This window comes from Pseudomonas sp. DTU12.1 (genome assembly GCF_009873475.1).
Classification (GTDB): domain Bacteria; phylum Pseudomonadota; class Gammaproteobacteria; order Pseudomonadales; family Pseudomonadaceae; genus Aquipseudomonas; species Aquipseudomonas proteolytica.
Genome location: NZ_CP045254.1, coordinates 4,553,226 through 4,578,562, shown reverse-complemented (window position 1 = coordinate 4,578,562; position 25,337 = coordinate 4,553,226). Strand labels below are relative to the sequence as shown.

General features: G+C 59.5%; 25 protein-coding genes, 4 tRNA genes and 1 riboswitch. Of the genes, 21 read left to right on the top strand and 8 right to left on the bottom strand.

Annotation, left to right across the window (positions count from 1 at the left end; all coding sequences use genetic code 11):
- Positions 1-140: 140 nt before the first annotated feature.
- The 6 genes from aruF (at position 141) to astE (ending at position 6,533) form a co-directional block, all read left to right on the top strand.
- A complete protein-coding gene (gene aruF, locus GDV60_RS20165; protein WP_029294448.1) occupies positions 141-1,160 on the top strand; it encodes an arginine/ornithine succinyltransferase subunit alpha in 1,020 nt (339 codons plus the stop codon).
- Between the two features lie 51 nt (positions 1,161-1,211).
- Entirely contained in the window at positions 1,212-2,237 is a 1,026-nt protein-coding gene (gene astA, locus GDV60_RS20160; RefSeq protein WP_070994679.1) for an arginine N-succinyltransferase, read from the top strand.
- Complete coding sequence (astD, locus tag GDV60_RS20155; protein ID WP_169871674.1) at positions 2,234-3,703, top strand: succinylglutamate-semialdehyde dehydrogenase; 1,470 nt, start codon at positions 2,234-2,236, stop codon at positions 3,701-3,703. The genes astA and astD overlap by 4 nt, the downstream gene beginning before the upstream one ends.
- A 152-nt stretch (positions 3,704-3,855) precedes the next feature.
- Positions 3,856-5,202, top strand: coding sequence for an N-succinylarginine dihydrolase (gene astB / locus GDV60_RS20150; RefSeq protein WP_159908559.1), 1,347 nt, complete (start codon positions 3,856-3,858; stop codon positions 5,200-5,202).
- A 23-nt stretch (positions 5,203-5,225) separates the two neighbouring features.
- The gene (locus GDV60_RS20145; RefSeq protein WP_029294458.1) at positions 5,226-5,516 is read left to right on the top strand and encodes a hypothetical protein; all 291 of its coding nucleotides are present in this window, start codon (positions 5,226-5,228) and stop codon (positions 5,514-5,516) included.
- Positions 5,517-5,528: 12 nt separating this feature from the next.
- The gene (gene astE, locus GDV60_RS20140; RefSeq protein ID WP_159908557.1) at positions 5,529-6,533 is read left to right on the top strand and encodes a succinylglutamate desuccinylase; all 1,005 of its coding nucleotides are present in this window, start codon (positions 5,529-5,531) and stop codon (positions 6,531-6,533) included.
- A 54-nt stretch (positions 6,534-6,587) separates the two neighbouring features.
- Here the strand turns inward: astE and GDV60_RS20135 are convergent, their stop codons facing one another.
- Positions 6,588-7,097, bottom strand: a complete 510-nt coding sequence (locus GDV60_RS20135; protein WP_029294462.1) for a 6,7-dimethyl-8-ribityllumazine synthase — start codon at positions 7,095-7,097, stop codon at positions 6,588-6,590.
- Positions 7,098-7,212: 115 nt separating this feature from the next.
- Positions 7,213-7,382, bottom strand: a riboswitch (FMN riboswitch).
- 209 nt (positions 7,383-7,591) lie between these two features.
- Here GDV60_RS20135 and ltaE point away from each other — a divergent pair.
- The 8 genes from ltaE (at position 7,592) to mgtE (ending at position 15,383) form a co-directional block, all read left to right on the top strand.
- Positions 7,592-8,596, top strand: a complete 1,005-nt coding sequence (ltaE, locus tag GDV60_RS20130; protein WP_133715414.1) for a low-specificity L-threonine aldolase — start codon at positions 7,592-7,594, stop codon at positions 8,594-8,596.
- Positions 8,597-8,742: 146 nt separating this feature from the next.
- Positions 8,743-11,361 (top strand): alanine--tRNA ligase, encoded by a 2,619-nt coding sequence (gene alaS, locus GDV60_RS20125; protein WP_092237642.1) that lies wholly within the window; start codon positions 8,743-8,745, stop codon positions 11,359-11,361.
- 97 nt (positions 11,362-11,458) lie between these two features.
- Positions 11,459-12,700 (top strand): aspartate kinase, encoded by a 1,242-nt coding sequence (locus GDV60_RS20120; protein ID WP_029294469.1) that lies wholly within the window; start codon positions 11,459-11,461, stop codon positions 12,698-12,700.
- Between the two features lie 183 nt (positions 12,701-12,883).
- Complete coding sequence (gene csrA / locus GDV60_RS20115; RefSeq protein ID WP_003178872.1) at positions 12,884-13,072, top strand: carbon storage regulator CsrA; 189 nt, start codon at positions 12,884-12,886, stop codon at positions 13,070-13,072.
- A gap of 62 nt (positions 13,073-13,134) precedes the next feature.
- Positions 13,135-13,225: transfer RNA gene (locus tag GDV60_RS20110), tRNA-Ser, on the top strand.
- A 108-nt stretch (positions 13,226-13,333) separates the two neighbouring features.
- Positions 13,334-13,410 (top strand) — tRNA-Arg (locus GDV60_RS20105).
- Between the two features lie 72 nt (positions 13,411-13,482).
- Positions 13,483-13,559 (top strand) — tRNA-Arg (locus GDV60_RS20100).
- A 381-nt stretch (positions 13,560-13,940) separates the two neighbouring features.
- On the top strand, positions 13,941-15,383 hold the full coding sequence (mgtE, locus tag GDV60_RS20095; RefSeq protein ID WP_029294474.1) for a magnesium transporter: 1,443 nt from the start codon (positions 13,941-13,943) through the stop codon (positions 15,381-15,383).
- A gap of 166 nt (positions 15,384-15,549) precedes the next feature.
- Here mgtE and GDV60_RS20090 read toward each other — a convergent pair whose 3' ends face one another.
- The 3 genes from GDV60_RS20090 to GDV60_RS20080 all read right to left on the bottom strand — a co-directional run bounded on the left by GDV60_RS20090 (position 15,550) and on the right by GDV60_RS20080 (position 16,693).
- Positions 15,550-15,876: an Arc family DNA-binding protein gene (locus GDV60_RS20090; RefSeq protein WP_029294475.1), complete on the bottom strand. Its 327-nt coding sequence runs from the start codon at positions 15,874-15,876 to the stop codon at positions 15,550-15,552.
- Positions 15,877-16,277: 401 nt separating this feature from the next.
- A complete protein-coding gene (locus GDV60_RS20085) occupies positions 16,278-16,457 on the bottom strand; it encodes a PA3371 family protein (RefSeq protein ID WP_154906759.1) in 180 nt (59 codons plus the stop codon).
- A gap of 11 nt (positions 16,458-16,468) precedes the next feature.
- Positions 16,469-16,693, bottom strand: coding sequence for a hypothetical protein (locus tag GDV60_RS20080; protein ID WP_029294477.1), 225 nt, complete (start codon positions 16,691-16,693; stop codon positions 16,469-16,471).
- Between the two features lie 330 nt (positions 16,694-17,023).
- Between GDV60_RS20080 and GDV60_RS20075 the strand changes: the two genes are divergently transcribed.
- Together GDV60_RS20075 and GDV60_RS20070 are read left to right on the top strand one after the other, a co-directional pair.
- Positions 17,024-17,100: transfer RNA gene (locus GDV60_RS20075), tRNA-Arg, on the top strand.
- 368 nt (positions 17,101-17,468) lie between these two features.
- The gene (locus GDV60_RS20070) at positions 17,469-18,848 is read left to right on the top strand and encodes an MFS transporter (protein ID WP_029294478.1); all 1,380 of its coding nucleotides are present in this window, start codon (positions 17,469-17,471) and stop codon (positions 18,846-18,848) included.
- A gap of 61 nt (positions 18,849-18,909) precedes the next feature.
- Here the strand turns inward: GDV60_RS20070 and GDV60_RS20065 are convergent, their stop codons facing one another.
- The 4 genes from GDV60_RS20065 to flgA form a co-directional block, all read right to left on the bottom strand.
- Positions 18,910-19,659 (bottom strand): flagellar brake protein, encoded by a 750-nt coding sequence (locus GDV60_RS20065; protein ID WP_029294479.1) that lies wholly within the window; start codon positions 19,657-19,659, stop codon positions 18,910-18,912.
- A gap of 95 nt (positions 19,660-19,754) precedes the next feature.
- Positions 19,755-20,222, bottom strand: a complete 468-nt coding sequence (locus GDV60_RS20060; RefSeq protein WP_029294480.1) for a flagella synthesis protein FlgN — start codon at positions 20,220-20,222, stop codon at positions 19,755-19,757.
- A 48-nt stretch (positions 20,223-20,270) separates the two neighbouring features.
- On the bottom strand, positions 20,271-20,588 hold the full coding sequence (gene flgM, locus GDV60_RS20055; protein WP_029294481.1) for a flagellar biosynthesis anti-sigma factor FlgM: 318 nt from the start codon (positions 20,586-20,588) through the stop codon (positions 20,271-20,273).
- A gap of 141 nt (positions 20,589-20,729) precedes the next feature.
- Positions 20,730-21,494 carry a flagellar basal body P-ring formation chaperone FlgA gene (gene flgA, locus GDV60_RS20050; protein ID WP_159908555.1) on the bottom strand — a complete coding sequence of 255 codons (765 nt, stop codon included), beginning with the start codon at positions 21,492-21,494 and terminating at the stop codon, positions 20,730-20,732.
- 81 nt (positions 21,495-21,575) lie between these two features.
- On the opposite strand from flgA, the gene GDV60_RS20045 reads away from it, so the two are divergent.
- The 5 genes from GDV60_RS20045 to flgD all read left to right on the top strand — a co-directional run bounded on the left by GDV60_RS20045 (position 21,576) and on the right by flgD (position 25,324).
- Complete coding sequence (locus GDV60_RS20045) at positions 21,576-22,508, top strand: chemotaxis protein CheV (protein WP_029294483.1); 933 nt, start codon at positions 21,576-21,578, stop codon at positions 22,506-22,508.
- 43 nt (positions 22,509-22,551) lie between these two features.
- Positions 22,552-23,379, top strand: coding sequence for a protein-glutamate O-methyltransferase CheR (cheR, locus tag GDV60_RS20040; protein ID WP_029294484.1), 828 nt, complete (start codon positions 22,552-22,554; stop codon positions 23,377-23,379).
- A gap of 342 nt (positions 23,380-23,721) precedes the next feature.
- Complete coding sequence (gene flgB / locus GDV60_RS20035) at positions 23,722-24,129, top strand: flagellar basal body rod protein FlgB (RefSeq protein WP_057439685.1); 408 nt, start codon at positions 23,722-23,724, stop codon at positions 24,127-24,129.
- Between the two features lie 3 nt (positions 24,130-24,132).
- Positions 24,133-24,576, top strand: a complete 444-nt coding sequence (flgC, locus tag GDV60_RS20030) for a flagellar basal body rod protein FlgC (RefSeq protein WP_029294486.1) — start codon at positions 24,133-24,135, stop codon at positions 24,574-24,576.
- Positions 24,577-24,592: 16 nt separating this feature from the next.
- Positions 24,593-25,324 carry a flagellar hook assembly protein FlgD gene (flgD, locus tag GDV60_RS20025; protein WP_159908553.1) on the top strand — a complete coding sequence of 244 codons (732 nt, stop codon included), beginning with the start codon at positions 24,593-24,595 and terminating at the stop codon, positions 25,322-25,324.
- The last annotated feature ends 13 nt before the right edge of the window (positions 25,325-25,337 follow it).

The window sequence follows — 25,337 nt, the reverse complement described above, 5'->3', positions numbered from 1 at the left end:
GATAGCGATCTGTCAGTCGACGTTGTTGTGACTGGCCCACCGCAATCGCGGGCAAGCCCGCTCCCACATTGGGACCTGGGTGATTCCAGGTTCAGTGTCCGGCATTTTTTTATGAAGTTTTCGAGTTAAGGAGTGACACCATGCTGGTGATGCGCCCCGCGCAAATGGCTGATCTGGGCGAGGTACAGCGCCTGGCTGCGGACAGCCCGATTGGTGTCACTTCCCTGCCGGATGACGTTGAACGCCTGAGCGACAAGATCGCCGCCAGCGAAGCGTCCTTCGCCGCCGAAGTGAGTTTCAATGGTGAAGAAAGCTATTTCTTTGTCCTTGAAGACACCGTCGCCGGCAAGCTGGTGGGCTGTTCGGCCATCGTCGCTTCGGCCGGGTATTCCGAGCCGTTCTACAGCTTTCGCAACGAGACCTTCGTCCACGCGTCCCGCGAACTGAAGATCCACAACAAGATCCACGTCCTGTCCCAATGCCACGACCTGACCGGCAACAGCTTGCTGACCAGTTTCTACGTGGTGCCGGAACTGGTGGGGTCGGCCTGGTCGGAACTCAATTCCCGTGGCCGCCTGCTGTTTGTCGCCAGCCACCCCGAGCGCTTCGCTGACTCGGTGGTGACCGAGATTGTCGGCTATAGCGACGAGAACGGTGATTCGCCGTTCTGGGATGCCATCGGCCGCAACTTCTTCGACCTCAACTACGCCGCCGCCGAGCGCCTGTGTGGGTTGAAGAGCCGCACGTTCCTCGCCGAACTGATGCCCCATTACCCGATCTACGTGCCGCTGTTGCCCGACGAAGCCCAGGAAGCCATGGGCCAGGTGCACCCGCGTGCGCAGATCACCTTCGACATCCTGATGCGCGAAGGTTTTGAAACCGACCATTACATCGACATCTTCGACGGTGGCCCGACCCTGCATGCACGGGTTTCTGGCATCCGTTCGATTGCCCAGAGCCGCGTGGTGCCGGTGAAGGTCGGCGAAATGGTCAAGGGCGTCGGCCGCCAGTACCTGGTGAGCAACGCGCAGTTGCAGGATTACCGTGCGGTGATGCTGGAACTGGACTACGCGCCAGGCAAGCCAGTGACCCTGGACCTGGAAGCAGCCGAAGCCCTGGGCGTCGGCGAAGGCGCCAGTGTGCGTCTGGTAGCGGTTTAAAGCAGAGTTTAACGGGTGGCCTGTAACAGGCGGCCCGTCCGAGGAGATAGCATGATCGTTCGTCCCGTACGCAGCAGCGATTTACCGGCCCTGATTGATCTGGCGCGCAGCACCGGCACCGGCCTTACCACCTTGCCGGCCAACGAAGAGCGCCTGACCCACCGGGTTGGCTGGGCTGAAAAGACCTTTCGCGGCGAAGCCGGGCGTGGTGATGCCGACTACCTGTTTGTGCTGGAAAACGACGAAGGCCGCGTGGTGGGGATTTCGGCGATCGCCGGTGCGGTCGGCCTGCGTGAGCCTTGGTACAACTTCCGGGTCGGTCTGACGGTCAGCGCCTCCCAGGAGCTGAATATCTACCGCGAGATCCCCACGCTGTTCCTGGCCAACGATCTGACGGGCAACTCCGAGCTGTGCTCGCTGTTCCTGCATGCCGATTACCGCAACGGCCTCAACGGCCGCATGCTGGCCAAGGCGCGGATGCTGTTCATTGCCGAGTTCCCGCAACTGTTCGGCAACAAGATCATTGCCGAGATGCGCGGTGTGTCCAACGAGGCCGGGCGTTCGCCGTTCTGGGAAAGCCTGGGCCGGCACTTCTTCAAGATGGAGTTCAGCCAGGCCGACTACCTCACCGGCGTGGGTAACAAGGCGTTTATCGCCGAACTGATGCCCAAGTTCCCGCTGTACACCTGCTTCTTGTCCGAGGACGCGCGCAACGTGATCGGCAAGGTCCATCCCGACACCGAGCCGGCCTTGAGCATGCTCAAGAGCGAAGGCTTCAGCTACCAGGGCTACGTCGATATTTTCGACGCAGGTCCTGCGGTGGAGTGTGAGACCGGCAAGATCCGTGCGGTGCGTGACAGCCAGGCGCTGGTGCTGGCCATCGGCACGCCGGGGGACGACGCCACGCCGTTCCTGATGCATAACCGTAAACGTGAAGATTGCCGCATCACCGCCGCACCGGCGCGCCTGGCGGCTGGCACCCTGGTGGTCGATCCGCTGACCGCCAAGCGCCTGCAACTGGTGGCCGGTGATCAAGTGCGTGCCGTGTCGTTGTCTGCTGCCCGGGAGTCGAAATAATGAATTCGCTGTATATCGCAGGGAGCTGGCTGGCTGGCCAGGGTGAACGCTTTGAGTCGCTGAATCCGGTGACCCAGCAAGTGGTTTGGGCCGGCAATGGCGCCACCGTCGAGCAGGTTGAGTCCGCCGTGCAGGCCGCCCGCCAGGCCTTCCCGGCCTGGGCCATGCGCCCGCTGGAAGAGCGCATCGGCGTGCTGGAAACCTTCGCCGCGACCTTGAAAAGCCGCGCCGATGAAATCGCCCGTTGCATCGGCGAAGAAACCGGCAAGCCGCTGTGGGAGTCGGCTACCGAAGTCACCAGCATGGCTAACAAAATCGCGATCTCGGTGCAGAGCTACCGCGAACGTACCGGCGAGAAGAGCGGCCCCCTGGGCGACGCCACCGCCGTGTTGCGCCACAAGCCGCACGGCGTGGTCGCGGTGTTCGGTCCCTACAACTTCCCCGGCCACTTGCCCAACGGGCATATCGTGCCGGCCTTGCTCGCGGGCAACACCGTGTTGTTCAAGCCGAGCGAGCTGACCCCTAGAGTGGCCGAGCTGACCGTGCAGTGCTGGGTCGAAGCCGGCCTGCCGGCGGGCGTCTTGAACCTGCTGCAAGGCGCGCGGGAGACCGGGATTGCCCTGGCCGCCAACCCGGGGATCGACGGTTTGTTCTTCACCGGCTCCAGCCGCACCGGCAACCACCTGCACCAGCAATTCGCCGGGCGCCCGGACAAGATCCTGGCGCTGGAAATGGGCGGCAACAACCCGCTGGTGGTCGATCAGGTGGCCGATGTCGATGCGGCGGTCTACACCATCATCCAGTCCGCTTTCATTTCGGCCGGCCAGCGCTGCACCTGCGCCCGGCGCCTGCTGGTGCCGGAAGGCGCCTGGGGTGATGCACTGCTGGCGCGCCTGGTTGCCGTCAGCGCGACGATTGCCGTGGGCGCCTTCGACCAGCAACCGCCACCCTTCATGGGTTCGGTGATTTCCCTGGGCGCGGCCAAGGCCTTGATGGATGCCCAGGAGCTGATGCTGGCCAACGGCGCCGTGGCGCTGCTGGAAATGACCCAGCCCCAGGCGCAGGCAGCCTTGTTGACGCCTGGCATCATCGACGTGACTGCCGTGACCGAGCGTGAGGACGAAGAGCTGTTCGGCCCGTTGCTGCAAGTGATTCGCTACGCGGATTTCGAAGCGGCGATCAGTGAAGCCAACAACACTCAGTACGGCCTGGCCGCTGGCTTGCTGTCGGACTCCGAGGCGCGCTACCAGCAGTTCTGGCTGCAAAGCCGTGCGGGTATCGTCAACTGGAACAAACAGCTGACCGGCGCGGCGAGCACCGCGCCATTTGGTGGGGTAGGGGCGTCGGGCAATCATCGCGCCAGTGCCTATTACGCAGCGGATTATTGCGCGTACCCGGTGGCGTCGTTGGAGACCCCGAGTTTGGTGCTGCCAGCAACCCTCACCCCTGGCATTACGCTGATCTAAAAATGTGGGAGCGGGCTTGCTCGCGAATGCGGTCTGTCAGTTGATAGATTAGGTAACTGGTCCGCCGCCTTCGCGAGCAAGCCCGCTCCCACATTCGATCTGTGGTGTGATGAAGATTGTTTATAAAAACAGATGTTCGTGGAGCCTCGCCGATGAAATCCTGTGAAGTCAATTTTGACGGTCTCGTGGGGCCGACCCATAACTACGGCGGTTTGTCCTACGGCAACGTCGCGTCCCAGAGCAACAGCCAGCAATCCTCCAACCCCAAGGAAGCGGCGCTGCAGGGCCTGGCGAAAATGAAAGCCCTGATGGACATGGGTTTTGTGCAAGGTGTACTGGCGCCCCAGGAACGTCCGGATGTGGCCGCGCTGCGCCGCCTTGGCTTTGCCGGCAGCGATGCCCAGGTGATCCAGCAGGCGGCCAAGCAAGCCATGCCGTTGCTGGTTGCCAGCTGTTCCGCATCGAGCATGTGGGTGGCCAACGCCGCCACTGTCAGCCCGAGCGCCGACACCTTTGACGGGCGTGTGCATTTCACTGCCGCGAACCTCAACTGCAAATACCACCGCAGCATCGAACACCCGACCACCAGCCGCGTGCTGGGGGCGATGTTTGCCGATCAGCAGCACTTCGCCCACCACGCCGCGTTGCCGGCGGTGGCGCAGTTCGGTGACGAAGGCGCGGCCAACCACACGCGTTTCTGCCGCGAATATGGCGAGGCGGGCGTGGAGTTTTTCGTGTTTGGCCGCAGTGCGTTCGACACGCGCTACCCGGCGCCGCAAAAGTACCCGGCGCGCCAGACCCTCGAAGCGTCCCAGGCAGTTGCGCGCTTGCACGGCCTGCAGGATGACGGGGTGGTCTACGGCCAGCAGAACCCGGCGGTGATTGATGCCGGGGTGTTCCACAACGACGTGATCGCTGTGGGCAACGGTGAAGTGCTGTTCTATCACGAGGATGCGTTCCTCAATACCGACCAGATGCTCGCTGAACTGCAGGCCAAGCTGGGCAAGGTCGGCGGCAACTTCCAGGCGATCTGCGTACCCCGCGCCCTGGTCAGTGTCGAAGACGCCGTGCGTTCCTACCTGTTCAACAGCCAGTTGCTGAGCCGCGCTGACGGGTCGATGTTGCTGATCGTGCCCGAAGAGTGCCGCAACAACGAGCGCGTCTGGCACTACCTGCAAAGCCTGACCAGCTCCGGCGGGCCGATCGGCGAAGTCAAAGTCTTCGACCTCAAGCAAAGCATGCAGAACGGCGGTGGCCCGGCCTGCCTGCGTTTGCGCGTAGCGTTGAAGGAGAGTGAACTGGCGGCGGTCAATCCAGGGGTTATCATGACTGCACCGCTGTATGAAACGTTGACCCAATGGGTCGACAAGCACTACCGCGATAGCCTGCGCGAAACCGACCTGGCTGACCCGCAGTTGCTGCTTGAATGTCGCACGGCATTGGATGAACTGACGCAAATCCTTAAACTGGGCACGGTTTATCCTTTCCAGATCAATTAATACCCCACGGCTGAGACCTATTTATGACCACCGATACCCTGAAGCTGATCCTTGAAGACACCGACGGCACCCAGCTGGAAACCTCCTGCACTCGCCTGGCCGTGGTATGGCAGGGCAAGGAAATCTGGATCCAGCACGACGGCCGTGGCCAACTGCTGATCGGCGTGGATGTGGAAGAAGGTGATGCCGAATACGCCAACCTGCTGATGCGTCCCCTGGCCACCAACCTGATGAGCCTGCAGCTGGAAATGGAACCGGCCGATGTTGAAGGTGATGACGACGATCACGTCCACGGCCCAGGCTGCAACCACTAAGGAAGCTGCTCTATGCTCGCCCTCGGCAAACTGCTTGAACTGACCCTCGCCGGTCGTGAACCGGCGCAAAAAATTCAACTGACTGTCGACGGCGTGCAGATGCGCTGGCTCAGTGAGGGCGCACTCGAAGTGCGGCCTCCACAAGCCCGGGACAACGGCGCCGACGTGCTGCTGTCGTCCGGCATCCATGGCAACGAAACCGCGCCGATCGAATTGGCCGACCGTTTGCTGCATGGCATCGCCCGTGGGGAGATCAAGCCCCGCACCCGTATTCTGTTCCTGTTCGGTAACCCCGAGGCCATGCGTCGTGGCGAGCGTTACCTCGAACAGGACGTCAACCGGCTGTTCAATGGCCGTCACGAACAAAGCATCGGCCCGGAAGCGATGCGCGCGGCCGAGCTCGAACAGTTGGCCCGTACCTTCTTCAGCGTGCCTGACCGTAGTCGTTTGCACTACGACCTGCATACGGCGATTCGTGGCTCGAAGATCGAGCAGTTCGCGCTTTATCCGTTCAAAGAAGGGCGCCAGCACTCCCGCGCCGAACTGGCCCGCCTGCGGGCGGCGGGGATGGAAGCGGTGCTGTTGCAGAACAAGACCTCCATTACCTTCACCGCGTTTACCTACGAGCAACTGGGCGCTGAGTCGTTCACCCTGGAGTTGGGCAAGGCCCGGCCATTCGGGCAGAACCAGGGGGTGGATGTATCGCGCCTGGAAACCCGCCTCATACAGATCATCGAAGGCAACGAGCCGGCCACCGACGGCCTGGACGGCCTGAAGTTGTTCAGCGTGGCCCGGGAAGTGATCAAGCACAGCGACGCCTTCACCCTGCATTTGCCGGCGGACGTGGAGAATTTTTCGCCACTGGAGAAGGGCTATCTGCTGGCCGAGGACATTGCCAAGACCCGCTGGGTGATCGAGGAGGAGGGCGCGCGCATCATCTTCCCCAACCCCAAGGTCAAGAATGGCTTGCGGGCAGGCATCCTGATTGTGCCGACCACAGACGCCGGCCTGGCCTAGATCCAAATGTGGGAGCGAGCAAGCCCGCTCCCACAATTGGTTTTGCGGTGCGGCTTAGACTGCTAAGGCGCGTGGCTCATTGCGGCGGATCGCACGGATCTTGTGCAGGGTATCGGCACAGGTCTGCGCGGCTTCCTTGCCCTTGTGCACAAAGTGCTCAAAGAAGAAGTTGTGATGCTCGCTGCCCGCGTGGAAATGATGCGGGGTGAGGGACACCGAGAACACTGGCACTTCAGTTTCCAACTGCACCTGCATCAGGCCGCTGACCACTGATTGCGCGACGAATTCATGGCGGTAGATCCCACCGTCCACCACCAGCGCGGCGGCGACGATGCCGGCGTAGCGGCCGGACTTGGCCAGCAGCTTGGCGTGCAGGGGCATTTCAAAGGCGCCGCCGACTTCAAAGAAATCGATATCCGATTCCTGGTAGCCCTGGGCGATCATTTCGGCGAGGAAGCCTTTACGGCTCTGATCAACAATATCTTTGTGCCAGCAAGCCTGGATAAACGCGACGCGCTCACCGTGATGGTTTTTGCTCTTGCTGTCGATTGCGGTGGGTTGCATGTTCTGACTCCTGTTTATGAAAAAAACAGGGCGTTATGAATCGAATGGGATTTAAGGGTACGGCCGAATCGATCATGCCAGGCATGATTTCTCGCACACGGCCCTTAGGCGCCAATCCCGTTCTCTCTTCATCCGGACTATGACCGTCGGCCCCGGGATCACACCGGGTCTGCTGACCTTGCCGCCGTCCTGCATAAGCAGTTCGAGGCGCCAAGCGCTCGCGGGCTATGCGTATTGCACGCAATTACCGCCGGTGGGGAATTACACCCCGCCCTGAGAACGTTGCCACCAGAACCCTGGCAGCGGAGAGTTTTTACCATACATTTCGAAAAACTGCATAGGGTGCTTGTTGATATCGACTATCGACAGGTTTGCGGGCTGCCCCTGTAGGAGCCGGCAAGCCGAATCCTACAAGGGCAGGGGTTGATATTTGCCCGTGATACCCGCAGTAATCGGTTACAACAGGGAACTCCCCACACGCAGAGGCCAGCTTGATGTCCGTGATTGATCTTCGTAGCGACACCGTGACCCAACCCACCCCAGGCATGCGCGATGCCATGGCCAGCGCGCCGAGCGGCGATGATGTCTACGGTGAAGACCCCAGCGTCAACCACCTTGAGGCCGAACTGGCCAAGCGCCTGGGCTTTGCCGCCGCGCTGTTCGTGCCTACCGGTACCATGAGCAACCTGCTGGCGCTGATGGCTCACTGCGAGCGGGGCGAGGAATACATCGTCGGCCAGCAAGCCCACACCTACAAATACGAGGGCGGCGGCGCGGCGGTGCTGGGCTCGATCCAGCCGCAGCCCCTGGAAGTCCAGGCCGACGGTTCGCTGGACCTGGCCCAGGTCGCAGAAGCGATCAAGCCGGATGACTTCCACTTCGCCCGCACCCGGCTGTTGGCCCTGGAAAACACCATGCAGGGCAAAGTGCTGCCCATCAGCTACCTGGCTGCCGCACGCGCGTTTACCCGTGAGCATGGCCTGGCCCTGCACTTGGACGGCGCGCGCCTGTACAACGCAGCGGTCAAGCTGGGTGTGGATGCGCGGGAGATTACCCAGCATTTCGATTCGGTCTCGGTATGCCTGTCCAAGGGCCTTGGCGCGCCGGTGGGCTCGGTGCTGTGCGGCTCCAGTGCGTTGATCGCCAAGGCTCGCCGTTTGCGCAAGATGGTCGGCGGTGGCATGCGCCAGGCCGGTTCGCTGGCAGCGGCGGGGCTGTATGCCCTGGACCATCAGGTGGCACGCCTGGCCGAAGACCACGCCAATGCCTTGTGGTTGGGCGACGAGCTGCGCAAGGCCGGTTATAGCGTGGAGCCGGTACAGACCAACATGGTCTACGTGCAGATCGGCGAGCAGGCCCAGGCGCTGAAAGCCTTTGCCGAGGATCGCGGGATCAAGTTGAGTGCGGCGCCGCGCCTGCGCATGGTCACGCACCTGGACGTCAGCCGGGCACAGATCGAACAAGTGTTGGCGACATTTGTCGAGTTTTCCCGGAAATGACAGTGCAGACCGTCTAATTGACTGTTTCTATCGTATAAACACGCTGTACCACGGGCAAAGGGCCGATATAATGCGGCCCTTTGCCGTCGCTCCGTCTGATGATGTTGCGCACTGGCCTTTGGCCGCAGCCTCCGTGGAAGAACCTAATGAAAAGCGCAGAAATCCGTGAAGCCTTCCTTCGCTTCTTCGAAGAGCAAGGTCACACCCGTGTCTCCTCCAGCTCTTTGATCCCAGGCAATGACCCAACCCTGCTGTTCACCAACGCGGGGATGAACCAGTTCAAGGACTGCTTCCTGGGCCAGGAAAAACGCGCCTACACCCGTGCTGTCAGCAGCCAGAAGTGCGTGCGCGCCGGTGGTAAGCACAACGACCTGGAAAACGTCGGCTATACCGCCCGTCACCACACCTTTTTCGAAATGCTCGGCAACTTCAGCTTTGGCGACTATTTCAAGCAAGACGCGATCAACTTCGCCTGGACCTTCCTCACTGGCGTGCTGAAACTGCCGAAGGAAAAACTCTGGGTCACGGTCTACGCCAGCGATGACGAGGCCTACGACATCTGGACCAAGGAAGTCGGCGTGCCGGCCGAGCGCATGGTGCGTATCGGCGACAACAAAGGCGCCCCGTACGCCTCCGACAACTTCTGGACCATGGGCGATACCGGCCCGTGCGGCCCGTGCACCGAGATCTTCTACGATCACGGCGCCGACATCTGGGGCGGCCCACCGGGTTCGCCAGAGGAAGACGGCGACCGCTACATCGAGATCTGGAACAACGTGTTCATGCAGTTCAACCGCACCGCTGATGGCGTGTTGCATCCGTTGCCAGCGCCGTCGGTCGACACCGGCATGGGCCTTGAGCGGATCAGTGCGGTGATGCAGCACGTGCACTCCAACTACGAAATCGACCTGTTCCAAAGCCTGCTGGCGGCGGCGGCCAAGGCCATCGGCTGCGCCAACGACGACCAGGCATCGCTCAAAGTGGTGGCTGACCACATCCGTTCCTGCGGCTTCCTGATTGCCGATGGCGTGTTGCCATCCAACGAAGGCCGTGGCTACGTGCTGCGTCGCATCATTCGTCGCGCCTGCCGTCACGGCAACAAGCTGGGCGCCAGCGGCAGCTTCTTCTACCAGATCGTCGCGGCCCTGGTGGCCGAGATGGGCCAGGCGTTCCCCGAGCTCACCCAGAACCAGGCGCACATTGAGCGCGTGCTCAAGGCTGAAGAAGAGCAGTTCGCCAAGACCCTGGAGCAGGGCCTGAAAATCCTCGAGCAAGACCTCGCCGAGTTGAAAGGCGACGTGGTGCCGGGTGATGTGGTGTTCAAGCTCTACGACACCTACGGCTTCCCGATGGACCTGACCGGCGATATCGCCCGCGAGCGCAACCTGACCCTCGACGAGGCCGGTTTCGAGCGCGAGATGGAAGCCCAGCGCGTGCGCGCACGTTCGGCCAGCTCCTTTGGCATGGACTACAACAGCCTGGTGAAGGTTGACGTGGCCACCGAATTTACCGGTTACACCGCCACCAACGGTTCGGCCAAGGTGGTTGCCCTCTATAAAGAAGGCCAATCGGTTGATGTGTTGAATGAAGGCGATGAGGGCGTGGTGGTCCTTGATCAGACGCCGTTCTACGCCGAATCCGGTGGCCAGATTGGCGACTGTGGTGTGCTCAAGGCAGCCTCCGGTCGTTTTGATGTGCGTGACACCACCAAGACCGGCGGCGCGTTCCTGCACCACGGTGTGCTGGCGTCGGGCAGCCTGCTGGTGGGCGCGCCAGTGGAAACCCAGGTGGACGCCGACGTGCGCCACGCTACTGCGCTGAACCACTCGGCCACCCACTTGCTGCACGCCGCGCTGCGCCAGGTACTGGGCGAGCACGTCCAGCAGAAGGGTTCGTTGGTCGACAGCCAGCGCCTGCGCTTCGACTTCAGCCACTTCGAAGCGATCAAGCCTGAGCAGATCAAGGCCCTGGAAGATATCGTCAACGCCGAGGTGCGCAAGAACACCCCGGTGCAAACCGAAGAAACCGACATCGAGACCGCCAAGGCCAAAGGCGCCATGGCGCTGTTCGGCGAGAAATACGGCGACAACGTGCGCGTGCTGAGCATGGGCGGCAGCTTCTCCGTGGAGCTGTGCGGTGGTATCCATGCCAAGCGCACCGGCGACATCGGCCTGCTGAAAATCATCAGCGAAGGCGGTGTGGCTTCCGGTGTACGGCGTATCGAGGCAGTGACCGGTGCTGCGGCCCTGGCCTATCTCAATGCGGCCGAAGAACAACTCAAGGAAGCGGCGACCCTGGTCAAGGGCAGCCGTGACAATCTGATCGACAAGCTCTCTGCCGTACTGGAGCGCAACCGCCTGCTGGAAAAACAGCTGGAGCAGTTGCAAGCCAAGGCGGCCAGCGCAGCGGGCGACGACTTGTCGGCCTCGGCACTGGACATCAAGGGCGTGAAGGTTCTGGCCGCACGCCTGGACGGTCAGGACGGCAAGGCGTTGTTGGCCTTGGTTGATCAGTTGAAGAACAAGCTCGGCCGCGCAGTGATCCTGCTCGGCAGTGTCCATGAGGAAAAGGTCGTACTGGTTGCCGGTGTAACCAAGGACCTGACTGGCCAACTCAAGGCCGGTGATTTGATGAAGCAAGCTGCTGCGGCAGTGGGCGGCAAGGGCGGCGGTCGTCCGGACATGGCGCAAGGCGGTGGTGTAGACGCTGGAGCCCTGGACGCGGCGCTGGCCCTGACCGTGCCATTTGTCGAAGCCGGTATTTAAGGCGCTGTCGGCGGGCCCATGCTTAAGGCATGGGCTTGCCTAGGTACTGGAAGATTTGTTTATTGGGCGCCCCTTTACGGGCTGAGGCGGCTTAGAAATGGCTTTGATCGTACAGAAATTTGGAGGCACCTCGGTCGGCTCTGTCGAAAGAATCGAGCAGGTCGCCGACAAGGTTAAGAAATTCCGCGATGCGGGCGACGACCTGGTTGTGGTGCTGTCGGCCATGAGCGGCGAGACCAATCGCCTGATCGAGCTGGCCAAGCAAATCAGTGGTGATCAAGCTCCGCTGGCACGTGAGCTGGATGTGATCGTGTCCACGGGCGAGCAGGTGACCATTGCCCTGTTGGCCATGGCGCTGAACAAGCGTGGCGTTCCGGCGGTGTCCTACACTGGCACTCAGGTACGGATCCTGACAGACAGCGCGCATACCAAGGCGCGCATCCTGCAGATTGACGACCAGAAGATTCGTGGTGACCTGAAGGCCGGTCGCGTAGTAGTCGTCGCCGGTTTCCAGGGCGTTGACGAGCACGGCAATATCACGACCTTGGGCCGTGGTGGCTCCGACACCACTGGTGTGGCGCTGGCGGCAGCCTTGAAGGCTGACGAATGCCAGATCTACACGGATGTGGACGGCGTCTACACTACCGATCCGCGCGTGGTGTCCGTGGCCCAGCGCCTGGACAAGATCACCTTCGAAGAGATGCTGGAAATGGCCAGCCTCGGCTCCAAGGTGCTGCAGATCCGTGCGGTGGAGTTCGCCGGCAAGTACAACGTACCGCTGCGCGTATTGCACAGCTTTAAAGAGGGTCCGGGCACCCTCATTACTATTGATGAAGAGGAATCCATGGAACAGCCGATCATTTCCGGCATCGCCTTTAATCGCGATGAAGCCAAGCTGACCATCCGTGGCGTGCCAGACACCCCGGGCGTGGCATTCAAGATTCTTGGGCCGATCAGTGGCGCGAACATTGAAGTCGACATGATCGTGCAGAACGTTGCGCACGATAACACCACCGACTTCACCTTCACCGTGCACCGCAACGAGTACGACGCGGCCGAACGTATCCTGCAGAACACCGCCAAGGAGATCGGCGCCCGTGAAGTGGTGGGCGACACCAAGATCGCCAAGGTGTCGATCGTAGGTGTGGGTATGCGCTCCCATGCAGGTGTTGCCAGCCGCATGTTCGAATCCCTGGCCAAGGAGACCATCAATATCCAGATGATCTCCACCTCGGAGATCAAGGTGTCGGTGGTGATCGAAGAGAAGTACCTGGAGCTGGCTGTGCGTGCACTGCATACCGCTTTCGAACTGGACGCGCCGGCTCGACAGGGCGAGTAACGCGTTGCCAGGAAGGCGCGGTTGATCCGCGCCTTTCTTTTTTGTCGGGTGAGGGTGCAGGCCTGTTCTTTTGTCCGCGCTCGACAATACTTAGGCATGTAGGGTCATGGCCGCTGGGTCATGGGGCCAAGGCCTTTTTTTGCAGACTGTTGTTCCCGAAATGAAATGCGTGAGGAGAAAGGTATGCTGATTCTGACTCGTCGATGCGCAGAAAGCCTGATTATTGGTGATGGCGAAATCACCGTGACCGTGCTTGGCGTCAAAGGCAATCAAGTGCGGATTGGGGTCAATGCCCCCAAAGAGGTGGCCGTCCACCGTGAGGAAATCTACCTGCGGATCAAGAAAGAGAAGGACGACGAACCAAGCCATTAATTTTTATCGTTTTTTATGTTTGCAAACGGGGATGAAGCTGGTTAATATACGCCCCGTGTTGCGGAGAGCTGGCCGAGTGGCCGAAGGCGCTCCCCTGCTAAGGGAGTACACCTCAAAAGGGTGTCGGGGGTTCGAATCCCCCGTTCTCCGCCATTATTTGCTTAGTACGTTGCAATCTGGTTTTTTCGCTAAGTTGTTGAAATTAAACGAAAAAATAGCTTTACATAGAGATTGAACGGCCTATAATGCGCGGCAACAAATGCACTCGTAGCTCAGCTGGATAGAGTACTCGGCTACGAACCGAGCGGTCACAGGTTCGAATCCTGTCGAGTGCACCATTTAAGAGTTAGTTGCAGCAATGCAGGTAACTTGGCTCCAACCAGTTGTGATCTGGTATAAAACCACAATCTGCACTCGTAGCTCAGCTGGATAGAGTACTCGGCTACGAACCGAGCGGTCACAGGTTCGAATCCTGTCGAGTGCACCATACAAACAAAAAGCCCGCCTAGTGCGGGCTTTTTGCCGTTTGGGTTTTTTTATTTTCCTGTTGCGGGTCGAGTGTTTTTTGTTGGGCCTATCTCGGTCGCGCATGTTTTTCTCTCGCCTATGTGTTTTCTTTTCTGTCGGTGTCGTCGCAGTTTCATACGTTCGGCCAATACTCAGCTTTGCTGCGCAAGCGCTTGTTCTTTCCAGTTTTTTAACGTTTAAAGCGGGCGCAACGTGTATCATTGCGCCCGTCAGCCCCGCCGGGGCTTGTGGAATACCTCCATGGACTTACCCAGTAGTTACTCAGTACCCCGTTTTACCAATCATGAATTGACTGATTGATCCTTCCGGCGTGCCCCGCTGCTGGGAGTGGAGTTCGCCTATGACCGAAGTAGAAGTAAAGAAAACACAAGAAAGCCTGCAGGATCGCCTGGCGCAAGTCGTCGAGTTGCTGCATCGCCAGCGTGTGGTCGAAGATCTGACCCATCGCCAGGAAGGTCCTCATCATGACCGGGTCGAGAACCTGGTCCACCGGCAGAATCTCGTCGAATTGCAGCGCAAGCTCGATGACCTGCACTCTGCCGACGTTGCCTACATCCTTGAAGCCTTGCCGCTGGACGACCGTCTGACGCTTTGGCAACTGGTCAAGGCTGATCGCGATGGCGACATCCTCCTTGAAGTATCCGACTCGGTGCGTGAGACCCTGATCGCCGACATGGACGATCACGAGCTCCTGGCTGCGGCCAAGGAGATGGACGCCGACGAGCTGGCCGACCTGGCCCCTGAACTGCCCCGTGACGTTGTCCATGAGCTGATGGAGACCCTCGACGGCCAGCAGCGTGAGCGAGTGCGCTCCGCGTTGTCCTATGACGAGGAGCAGGTCGGTGCGCTGATGGACTTCGAAATGGTGACCATCCGTGAGGATGTCAGCCTGGAAGTTGTCCTGCGTTACCTGCGGCGCCTCAAGGAGCTGCCCGGGCACACAGACAAGCTGTTTGTGGTCGACTATGAAGGCATCCTCAAGGGCGTGCTGCCGATCAAGCGCCTGCTGGTCAACGATCCGGACAAGCAGGTGGCCGAGGTCATGGCCAGCGACCCGGTCAGTTTTCATCCTGATGAAGATGCCTATGATGCCGCCCAGGCATTTGAGCGTTATGACTTGATCTCGGCCCCGGTGGTCGACAAGAACGGCAAGCTTATCGGCCGTTTGACCATCGACGAGATGGTCGACCTGATCCGTGAAGAAAGCGAAAACGAAGTCCTCAACATGGCGGGTCTGCGTGAAGAGGAAGATATTTTTGCGTCAGTCTGGCGATCCCTGAGTAACCGTTGGGCGTGGCTGGCGGTCAACCTGGTCACTGCGTTCATTGCATCGCGGGTGATTGGCCTGTTTGAGGGCTCTATCGAGAAGCTGGTGGCGTTGGCAGCGCTGATGCCCATCGTGGCCGGTATTGGCGGCAACTCGGGTAACCAGACCATCACCATGATCGTACGGGCGATGGCCCTGGATCAGGTGAGTACGGGCAATACTTCGCGCTTGATGCGCAAGGAATTGGCGGTGGGTCTGATCAATGGCCTGGTGTGGGGTGGTGTCATTGGTGTGGTGGCCTATCTGCTGTATGGCAGTTGGTCCCTGGGGGTGGTCATGACAGCGGCCATGACGCTCAACCTGTTGCTGGCAGCGTTGATGGGGGTATTGATCCCTATGACCCTGGCACGCCTTGGGCGCGACCCTGCGATGGGCGCCAGTGTGATGATCACCGCCATGACCGACAGTGGTGGCTTCTTCATCTTCCTGGGCTTGGCGACGATCTTCCTGCTCTGACCCGCAGCTCGCTCCCACTTCTGTAGGAGCGAGCTTGCTCGCGAAAATCGTTAACGATAACGCCGGGCACCAATAGAAAATCGGTCCCCTTGGTTTTTCGCGAGTCGCCCCTAAATTCCAGGCAAAAAAAGCCAGCGCAAGGCTGGCTTCAGCTTTCAGTTGCCGATTATTCGGCTTCTGCGGCTGCCTCGACGTCATGGGCAATCAGCGACACAAGCGCATTTTGCTGACGGTGGGACAGTTGGCGAAACCGCTGCAGCAGCTCGCGTTCGTGCAGTGACAGCTCCGGGCTGTCCATGCGCATGCTCAGTTCGTCACCCAACGCGCCTTCCTGAATAAGGCTTTGCTCCATGCGCGCGATGATTTCAGAATTCATGCTGCGGTGATGATTGCGAGCCACCTCGGCAATGCGTTCCCGCATTCCGTCTGGCAGACGTACGACGAACTTGTCAGCCGTACGGCTGGAATAAATTGCCTGTTTCAATGGGCGCATATATTTAACCGGTTAGTTCAGGGGAGCGGTTTTTGGAATTGGCCGCAAGATGTGTGTTAGGACAAGGCTTGCGAACAAATGTTCAACCTGAATTGCAAAGAGGCCGCATCATGCCTCAAATTTGCCAGTTCCTTGGCGTCAATTCTGTGACAAATATTGAACTTACTAAAGGCGTTATGCCAGTACTCATTTTCAAATTTGCGGACTGGTTGGAAAACTTTTCCACGCCGTAAACGCGGCGCGGGCTCTCGACGCGAGAGGGTTTTCGGGCGCACATCCTATAGCAATGTGGCCTTTTGCCCTTAATTTTAAGACTAGTGGCAAATGGCCGATTTGCGAGCCGAGGCGACATAAGGTCGGGCGATAGGCGAGGGCTGGAGCGAGGAGGGTGAATCGGCTATTCAGCGCAGGACCGGGTCGAATTTGAAGCGGCGCCCGACAATCGCGGCAATCACCCATGCGCTGGCGAAGACGGCGCAGGCGCTCAGAGAAAGGATCTGCCAATAATTCGACGTTGCGTTGAACCCCAGGATACCGGTGGCGATTGTCAGGGAAAGAAGCAACCAGGTGGTCTTGGTCATGATCGGCTCGCTTAGAAAATCCAGTGTTCAGAAGTGCTGGCGGCCTGCGCACCTTGTGCCAGTTGGACAGAGGGTTGGCCATTGGCTGTCATCACCGCCAATTGTGCTCGTTGCTGTGTCTGGTGGCTGCCTGTGTGGCTGAGCTGTGCCGCATCGCTGTCGCTACTGTTCTGGAACTGGAACATCACCAGGACGGCCAGGGCCAGTGCGTTCAGAAGCAGGAGGGTGCTGTTCATGGGTGTTTCCCCGTGTTCATGTGCAGGACAGATTGATAAGGTAAAGAGTGCAGTCATCGTGCCAGCTTCTAGATCGATAAATATCCTTTAAAAACAATAGTTTATAATGACTTCGCAAGTGCTGCTCGTTGCAAGATGCAATGATGGCCTTTTGTGTTAGTGCATTTTGCACGATGAGACTTGGCAGCCCTGTGGACCTGGGCCGGCCGTGGGTATGGAGTGGTGGAGTCTTACGCCTAAAAAGCTGACGGACGACATGACAAAACTCACCTTGGCCGTTAACATGCACGCCGTCTGTCGCAGTGCAATTTGGCTCTGCGCCTGTCATTAGTCCCAGTAGCTCAATTGGATAGAGCATCCCCCTCCTAAGGGGAAGGTTGGCCGTTCGAACCGGCCCTGGGACACCATCTGCAGTTGCGCCGCCTACCCGGCCGTGACGTGAAAGAACCCCGACCAGATCGCTCTGGCGGGGTTTTTTTGTGGGGGTCAGTTTTCTTAGCCGTCTGGCCAGTGCCTTCGGGCGGGTTGGCGAGATATATTGTCAAAACCTTGTACCTCGCCCCCTGTCTAGGTGCGTCTGACACGTATCTGAACAGCGAAGGAACTGTTGGGTCTCGAGTTCATCGAAGGCTGCATGCTTCGACGATCGCGAGGTTTGCCGGATCAAAATACCCCTGGGTGCCGATGTAGTTGGGTACCTGGGTTTAACGACGCTTCGCCCTCAGGCTAGTCTGAATAGCCTGACACCCACTGCAAGGAGCCGCTCGGACCGCCGATGCGCCAGATCTGGAAATCTTTTCGAGCCCTTTATTTCGCTTCCTTGATGATGCTGATCGGCTCCGGCCTGCTCAGTACTTACCTGGCCCTGCGCCTGGCGGCGGATAACGTCGACAGCCTGTGGGTCGGTGCGCTGATGGCTGCCAACTATTTTGGCTTGGTGCTGGGTGGCAAGATCGGGCATCGCCTGATCGCCCGGGTCGGGCATATCCGTGCCTATGCCACTTGCGCCGGGATCGTCGGCGCGGCAGTGCTCGGTCATGGTCTGGTGGATTGGCTGCCGGCCTGGATCGTCCTGCGGATCATTGTCGGCCTGGGCATGATGTGCCAGTACATGGTCATCGAGAGCTGGCTCAACGAGCAGGCGGATGCCAAGCAGCGCGGCGTGGTGTTCAGCGGTTATATGATCGCGTCGTACCTGGGCCTGGTGCTGGGCCAGTTGATTCTGGTCATGCACCCTCAGTTGGGGCTTGAGCTGCTGATGCTGGTGGCATTGTGTTTTGCGCTGTGCCTGGTGCCGGTCGCCATGACCCGGCGTATTCACCCTGCGCCTTTGCATCCGGCGCCGATGGAGCCGCGCTTCTTTATCAAGCGCGTGCCGCAGTCCCTGAGTACGGTGTTGGGGGCAGGTCTGATCGTCGGTTCCTTCTACGGTCTGGCGCCACTGTATGCGGCTCAGCAGGGGCTGAGTACCGAGCAGGTCGGTCTGTTCATGGGTAGCTGCATTTTTGCCGGCCTGTTGGTGCAATGGCCGTTGGGCTGGCTGTCGGATCGGTATGACCGTGCGTTGCTGATTCGCTGTTTCGCCCTGGCCCTGGCGGTGGCTGCGTTGCCACTGGCGATCATGACCCAGGTGCCGCTGGAAGTACTGTTTATCGCCGGCTTCCTGTGTTCATTGGTGCAGTTCTGCCTCTATCCACTGGCCGTGGCGTTTTCCAACGACCATGTCGAAGGTGATCGCCGGGTGTCCCTCACGGCAATGTTGCTGGTGACCTACGGTGTGGGGGCGAGTATCGGGCCGTTGCTGGCGGGTGTGGTCATGAAGCTGTTTGGCAACCAGATGCTCTATGCGTTCTTCAGCTTGTGCGCATTGATCCTGGTCTGGCGCATTCGACCCAAGGCTGTGACCAACCTGCATCAGGTGGACGACGCGCCGCTGCATCACGTGGCGATGCCCGACAGCATGTCCAGCTCGCCATTGGTCGCCGCCCTCGACCCGCGTGTCGATGAACAGGTGGTCCAGGACCAGATGCAAACCGCCGTGCCTGAGCCTGAGCCCGAGGCTGAGCCTGAAGTTGCGCCGCAACCCGAGCCCGAGCCGCCGGAGCATCCCGACCCGGATGATCACCCGCATGACCTGAGCCGCGCCCGCCCTTGAAGCAAAAAAAACGGGCAGTTCCCAAAGGAGCTGCCCGTTTTTTATGCCGATGGTTCGACGTTTACATGTCGTCGTCTTTATCGAACCGTCGCGCCTCGCGCTGCAGTTGGTAAACAAAACGCTCGACCTGGCGCTGCACCAGGCCGCTCATGTTGTGAAAGCGCACGCCGGCAAAGGTGGTGTTGATCCTTTCTTCAAAGTGCAGGTAACGCAACTCCACCGCCGTGGTCATGCTGCCAAAGGGCAGGGCGGCGATGAAACGGTCGTAGACCTGGCCCAGTTGCAGGCGCTCGGAGATGTCGCCTTCAAAGCGCAGCTTGCAGCCGGTGGCGGAGATATCCAGCAACTTGCCGCTGATGGGCGCCTTGAGTTTCTCGCCGCCCAATTCGATATTCACCAGTTGTGCCAGCTTCAATGCCGCACGAAAGGCATTGCGCCGCTGATGGTAGACCACTTCTTCCGGCAGGCTGCCCTTGTAGATGCGGTGGCCGTCCTTTGCGCCAATGGTCAGGGTGCCATTGCTGTCCCAGGCCACGCGTACACCTTCATGGAAGCCTTCGATACGAAACGCTTCGCCATTCTCCAGGTAGCGTTCACCTTCGGGCGGGATCATTTCGTCCAGGCTCAGGGTCTTGCTGTCCTTGTCGACATCCACCAGGTAGCTCTGGAAGCGCTGGTTGCGTTCGTGGAAGGTAATGATCAGCGGGTCGTGGCTCTCTTGCAGCAGCCGCAGGGTGCTGGCAATTTCCAGAGGGGTGGTGAGGACCTTGGGTGGCTGCGGAGCATCTTCCGCGCTAAGGGTGTTGAACACGGTTCTTCCATCTCCAGACAAAATACGACTACACGCAAGAACCGGCATTTTGCCAGCATGTGGCGTGCCTTGATAGGGCGCGCGATAAACCGGCGTCAGGCTTGGCTGAGGGTGCTGGGCTTGACCAGCCGTGAGGTGGAGCCTTGGGCGTTATACAGTGCTGGAGGTTCGCCACCATGCAGGATGCGCAACTGGTTGGCGGTGGTAGCTTGCTGCAGTTGGATCGACTGGCCATTGAGCACATTGGCCTCTTGGCAACTGATCAACAACTGATTGAGCGCTGCGCTCTGGGCCAGCAACTGGTCGCCGACCGACGAATGGCTGGCCAGCTGTTCCAGGCCGCTGTGGTCAGCGGGCAGGCCCAGGCTGAGCAGGATCTGGCTGCGTTTCTGGCCGTGCTGTTCGAGCAGGATGATCAGCGATTGCTTGCGTGCCAGGATATCTTCCAGCAGGCGCATATCGCGGCCATAGAGGGCCACGAATTCTTCTTGAAGCAGCTCCAGCAGGTGTTGCGCCGGAGCCAGGTCTTCGTTGATCAGTTGCAGCAGATTTTCGTCGTGCATGGCTGGCCTTGGGGTTTAAGCGTCCAAAAGCCTGGCGCAGGCCTTGGCCTAGCGCTCGGCTTTGATGATTTTGCCGGCTAAACGGTCGTTGTCGATCTGATAGCTGCCATCGGCAATCGCCTGTTTCAATTCGGCCACGCGGGCTTTATTGACAACCGGCTGATCGCGCAGCGAGTCCGTGATCTTCTGCAACTGTTGAGCCTCGTTGCTCAAATGCACCGATTCGCCACTTTGGGTCGAAGCGGTTTGTTCTGCCTTGGCAGGCAGTGCCGGGGCCTTGGCTTCAACGCTGTCCTTGGCCGCGTTGGTACGCGTGCCGCCGGGCGTTGCCTGGGCGCCGTTCAATCGGCTGAAATCAATGACCATGTTAAAAAACCTCTGGGTATTTGGACGCTTGCCATGTTTTCGGCCATACCCGGACAAACTTTAGGCTCGATCGACAATAAACCTGTGCATAGCGAGATCATGCGCACAGTGTAGGAAAAGCCAGCGTCCCACGCCAGTGATCTATAAAGCCACCTCCACCTGGCCAGGGGCTGTCACCCGGGCCTTGATCACGCGCTTGGAGTTGAGGTTCTTCACGCGAATCTGTTCGCTCATCCCGCCGTTGGCCAGGGCTTCCCCCGGCATTTTCACGTTCAGGCCGCCGCTGCTGGCGGATATCAACACATGGTCACCCTTGCGCACCACTTCGGCCTGTTCCAGGTGAACCAGGGTAATGACCTGGTCGGTGACCATTGGTCGGGTCAGTCTCTGCCCAACGGCCTGGTCCACGGAGGTGAGGTAACCCTGGCTGATCTGGCTGATGTCCCGCTCACGCAGGGCTACGTCTTCAAAACCGATGATGCCGGTACGCTTGAGCGGGCGTGTGACGGTCACTACGTCGCGAAACAGGCGGACCTGGGCCGGCACAAACACCGTCCAGGGCGAGCTGCCGTCGCAGCGCACGCGCACGGTCACGCGGCCGATGGGCTGGGCGGGGCTTTCCAGGGAGCCTGTCAATTCCTTGTCGCACATGGGCATGCGCAAACGCGGGTCCAACTGGTTGACCTGGATTTCATAACGGCCCGGTGTCTGGGTGGTCGCCAGATAATCTTCTACAGTGAACTCAAGAAAGCCTTGAGTGACGCCGATAAGCAGATCAGGCAAGGTGACGTTGTCGGCACGGGCCTGATGGCCTGCGCCCAAGGCAAGCAACGCCATCCAGGCACAGAGCAATCTGCGGTACTGTGGCAAGCGAAGGCGTCGGGAAACTGTCGTTTTGATGTCCATGGCCAATAAAAAGCAAAGCGCGTGCCGTTTCGTGTTGGGTGCGCGTCGTACCCGTAAGTTTTGTAGCGTAGGAGTCTGGGCATGGCGGGTGTAATGGATTCAGTGAACCAGCGCACACAGCTGGTAGGGCAGAATCGCCTGGAGTTGTTGCTGTTTCGACTCGATGGCAAGCAGCTATATGGCATCAACGTCTTCAAGGTGCGGGAGGTGCTGCAATGCCCCAAACTCACCATAATGCCCAAGTCCAACCCGGTGGTGTGTGGCGTGGCCAACATCCGTGGCTCGACGATTCCGATTCTTGACCTGGCGATGGCCACCGGTTCTGCCGGTTTGCAGGACCGCGAGAGTCCGTTTGTGATCATCACCGAGTACAACACCAAGACCCAGGGTTTCCTGGTGCGCTCGGTGGAACGTATCGTCAACATGAACTGGGAAGAGATCCATCCACCACCCAAGGGCACCGGGCGTGATCACTACCTCACGGCAGTGACGCGGGTCGATAACCAGTTGGTGGAAATCATCGACGTGGAGAAGATCCTCGCAGAGGTGGCGCCCACTTCGGAGCATATTTCGGTGGGTGTGGTGGATGAGCAGACCCAGCAGAAGGCCGTGTCCCTGCGGGTGTTGACGGTGGATGACTCCTCTGTGGCACGCAAGCAGGTGTCCCGTTGCCTGCAGACCGTTGGTGTCGAAGTAGTGGCACTCAATGACGGCCGCCAGGCCCTGGACTATCTGCGCAAGCTGGTGGACGAAGGCAAGAAGCCGGAAGAAGAATTCCTGATGATGATTTCCGACATCGAGATGCCGGAAATGGACGGCTACACCCTCACGGCCGAGATACGTAACGACCCACGCATGCAAAAATTGCATATCATCCTGCATACTTCATTGTCCGGTGTATTCAACCAGGCAATGGTCAAGAAGGTCGGTGCCGATGACTTCCTGGCCAAATTCCGTCCAGATGACCTGGCTTCCCGGGTCGTTGAACGGATCAAATCTGCAGATCACGGCTAGGGGCTTTCTCCCTGGCGGTCACACGAGTTAAGAGGCGGTTTCATTGTCTACGGGTAATTTGGATTTCGAACAGTTCCGGGTATTCCTGGAAAAAGCCTGTGGCATATTGCTCGGTGAAAACAAGCAATACCTGGTATCAAGCCGTCTCAACAAATTGATGGAACAGCAGGGCATCAAGTCCCTGGGCGAGTTGGTGCAGCGCATCCAGGGTCAACCGCGCAGCGGGTTGAAGGAGATGGTGGTCGATGCCATGACCACCAACGAAACCTTGTGGTTTCGTGATACCTACCCCTTCGAGGTGCTCAAGAACAAGGTATTGCCCGAGGCCATCAAGGCCAGCCCCGGCCAGCGCTTGCGCATCTGGTCGGCGGCGTGTTCATCGGGGCAGGAACCCTATTCGCTGTCGATGTCCATCGATGAGTTCGAGCGGACCAACATGGGCCAGTTGAAAGCGGGTGTGCAAATTGTTGCCACTGATTTGTCCGGCACCATGCTGACCAACTGCAAGACCGGCGAATACGACAGCCTCGCCCTGGGTCGCGGCCTGTCCCAGGAGCGCCTGCAGCGTTACTTCGACCCCAAGGGCGCCGGGCGCTGGGCGGTCAAGGCGCCGATCAAGAGCCGTGTGGAGTTCCGCTCGTTCAACCTGCTGGACAGCTACGCCAGTCTCGGCAAGTTCGACATCGTGTTTTGCCGCAACGTATTGATCTACTTCTCGGCTGAAGTGAAGAAGGACATCCTGCTGCGCATCCACGGCACGCTCAAGCGCGGTGGCTATCTGTTCCTCGGCGCGTCCGAAGCGTTGAACGGCTTGCCGGACCATTACCAGATGGTGCAGTGCAGCCCCGGTATTATCTACCAGGCTAAATAACACCCCACCCAACATTTGGGGTGGGGCTTGTGTGGGAGCGGGCTTGCTCGCGAAGGCGGTAGTGAAGTTGGTTGATAGCTGACTGACACACTGAAGTGCGCCCTTCGCGAGCAAGTCGAACCGTCGCACCGCCGCTCCCACATTTTTTTGTGTCAGACCTTGGAAAGCGGCAACTCCCCATTGCCGCTTTCCTGACGTTTCGCGGAAAGCGCTTGCCGCTTTTCCGCCATTGCCGGCGGCAACCTCTACTTAACCCCTTGATTTATTGGGCTTGATAAACCTGGCATGGCGCTTGCTATATCCCTGTTACGAAAAGCAGGTCAGCCCCTAAAGGTCTCCGCCATGAGCATCAGCTTCGATAAAGCGCTCGGTATCCACGAACAGGCCCTGGGCTTCCGCGCCCAGCGTGCCGAAGTCCTGGCTAACAACATCGCCAACGCCGACACCCCGAACTACAAGGCTCGGGACCTGGACTTTGCCGCCGTGCTCGCCGCACAGAGCGACAAGACCAAGAACGGCTCCTTCGCCTTGAACATGACCAATAACCGTCATATCGAAGCGCAGGGCCTGAGCAGTGGCGATGAGTCGCTGATGTATCGCACGCCGATGCAGCCGTCGATCGACCAGAACACCGTCGATGCGCAGTTGGAGCAATCGAACTACGCCGAGAACTCGGTGAACTTCCAGGCCAGCTTCACCCTGCTCAACAGCAAATTCAAAGGGCTGATGTCAGCCCTGCGCGGAGAGTAAGCCATGTCTCTATCCAGTGTTTTCAATATTGCCGGTAGTGGCATGAGCGCCCAGACCACGCGTCTGAACACGGTCGCCAGTAACATTGCCAACGCCGAGACGGTCTCGTCGAGCATCGACCAGACCTACCGCGCCCGGCATCCGGTGTTCGCCACCATGTTCCAGGCCGGTCAGAACGGCGGCAGCGACTCGTTGTTCCAGAGCCAGGATGCTGCCGGCCAGGGCGTACAGGTGTTGGGTGTGGTCGAAGACCAGAGCAACCTCGATGCGCGCTACGAACCCAATCATCCTGCCGCGAACGAAAAGGGCTACGTGTACTACCCCAACGTCAACGTGGTCGAGGAAATGGCAGACATGATTTCCGCCAGTCGTTCGTTCCAGACCAACGCGGAAATGATGAACACCGCCAAAGCCATGATGCAGAAGGTCCTGACCCTCGGTCAGTGATAAGGGGCGCTAAAGAATGTCCGTCACTAACGATGTGTCGAGTCAATCGACGATCCAGAGTCTGTTCGACTCCAAGGTCAAGGATGCCAAGTCCAGCCAGGGCAACCTGGCCGATACCGCCAAGGCGGCCTCGGGCAACCAGTCCCTGGGCAAGGATGCATTCCTGCAACTGCTGGTCACCCAGTTGAAGAACCAGAACCCGCTGTCGCCCCAGGACAACGGCGCGTTCGTGGCGCAACTGGCGCAGTTCAGCAGCCTGGAAGGCATCAACACCTTGAACGATTCGGTGAACACCATCACCGGTAACTACAAGTCGTCGCAGGCGCTGCAAGCCTCGTCGCTGGTGGGGCGTTCGGTAATTATTGAAACCAACAAGGCCATGGTCGACACCAGCAAGAGCTTTACCGGCTCGGTTGCCGTGGGTGCGTCGGTGGGCAACGTTACCGTCAAGGTCACCGACAAGGACGGCAACCTGGTCAAGACCATCGATCTGGGCGCCCAGAGCGCCGGCAAGTCGGACTTTATCTGGGACGGCAAGAACGAAGCAGGCGAGCAGCTTGATTCTGGCTCCTACACCTTCGCGGCCAGCACCAAGAATGACGCCGGTGATCCGGTGGCCTTGAAAACCTCGCTGCCGGCCACGGTCACCAGCGTGACCTTGAGCCAGACCGGCGGCGAAATGCTGCTCAATCTTTCTGGCGGCATGGGCAGCATCAAGCTGTCGCAAATTCAGACTATCGGTACATAGAGCCGGCTAAATA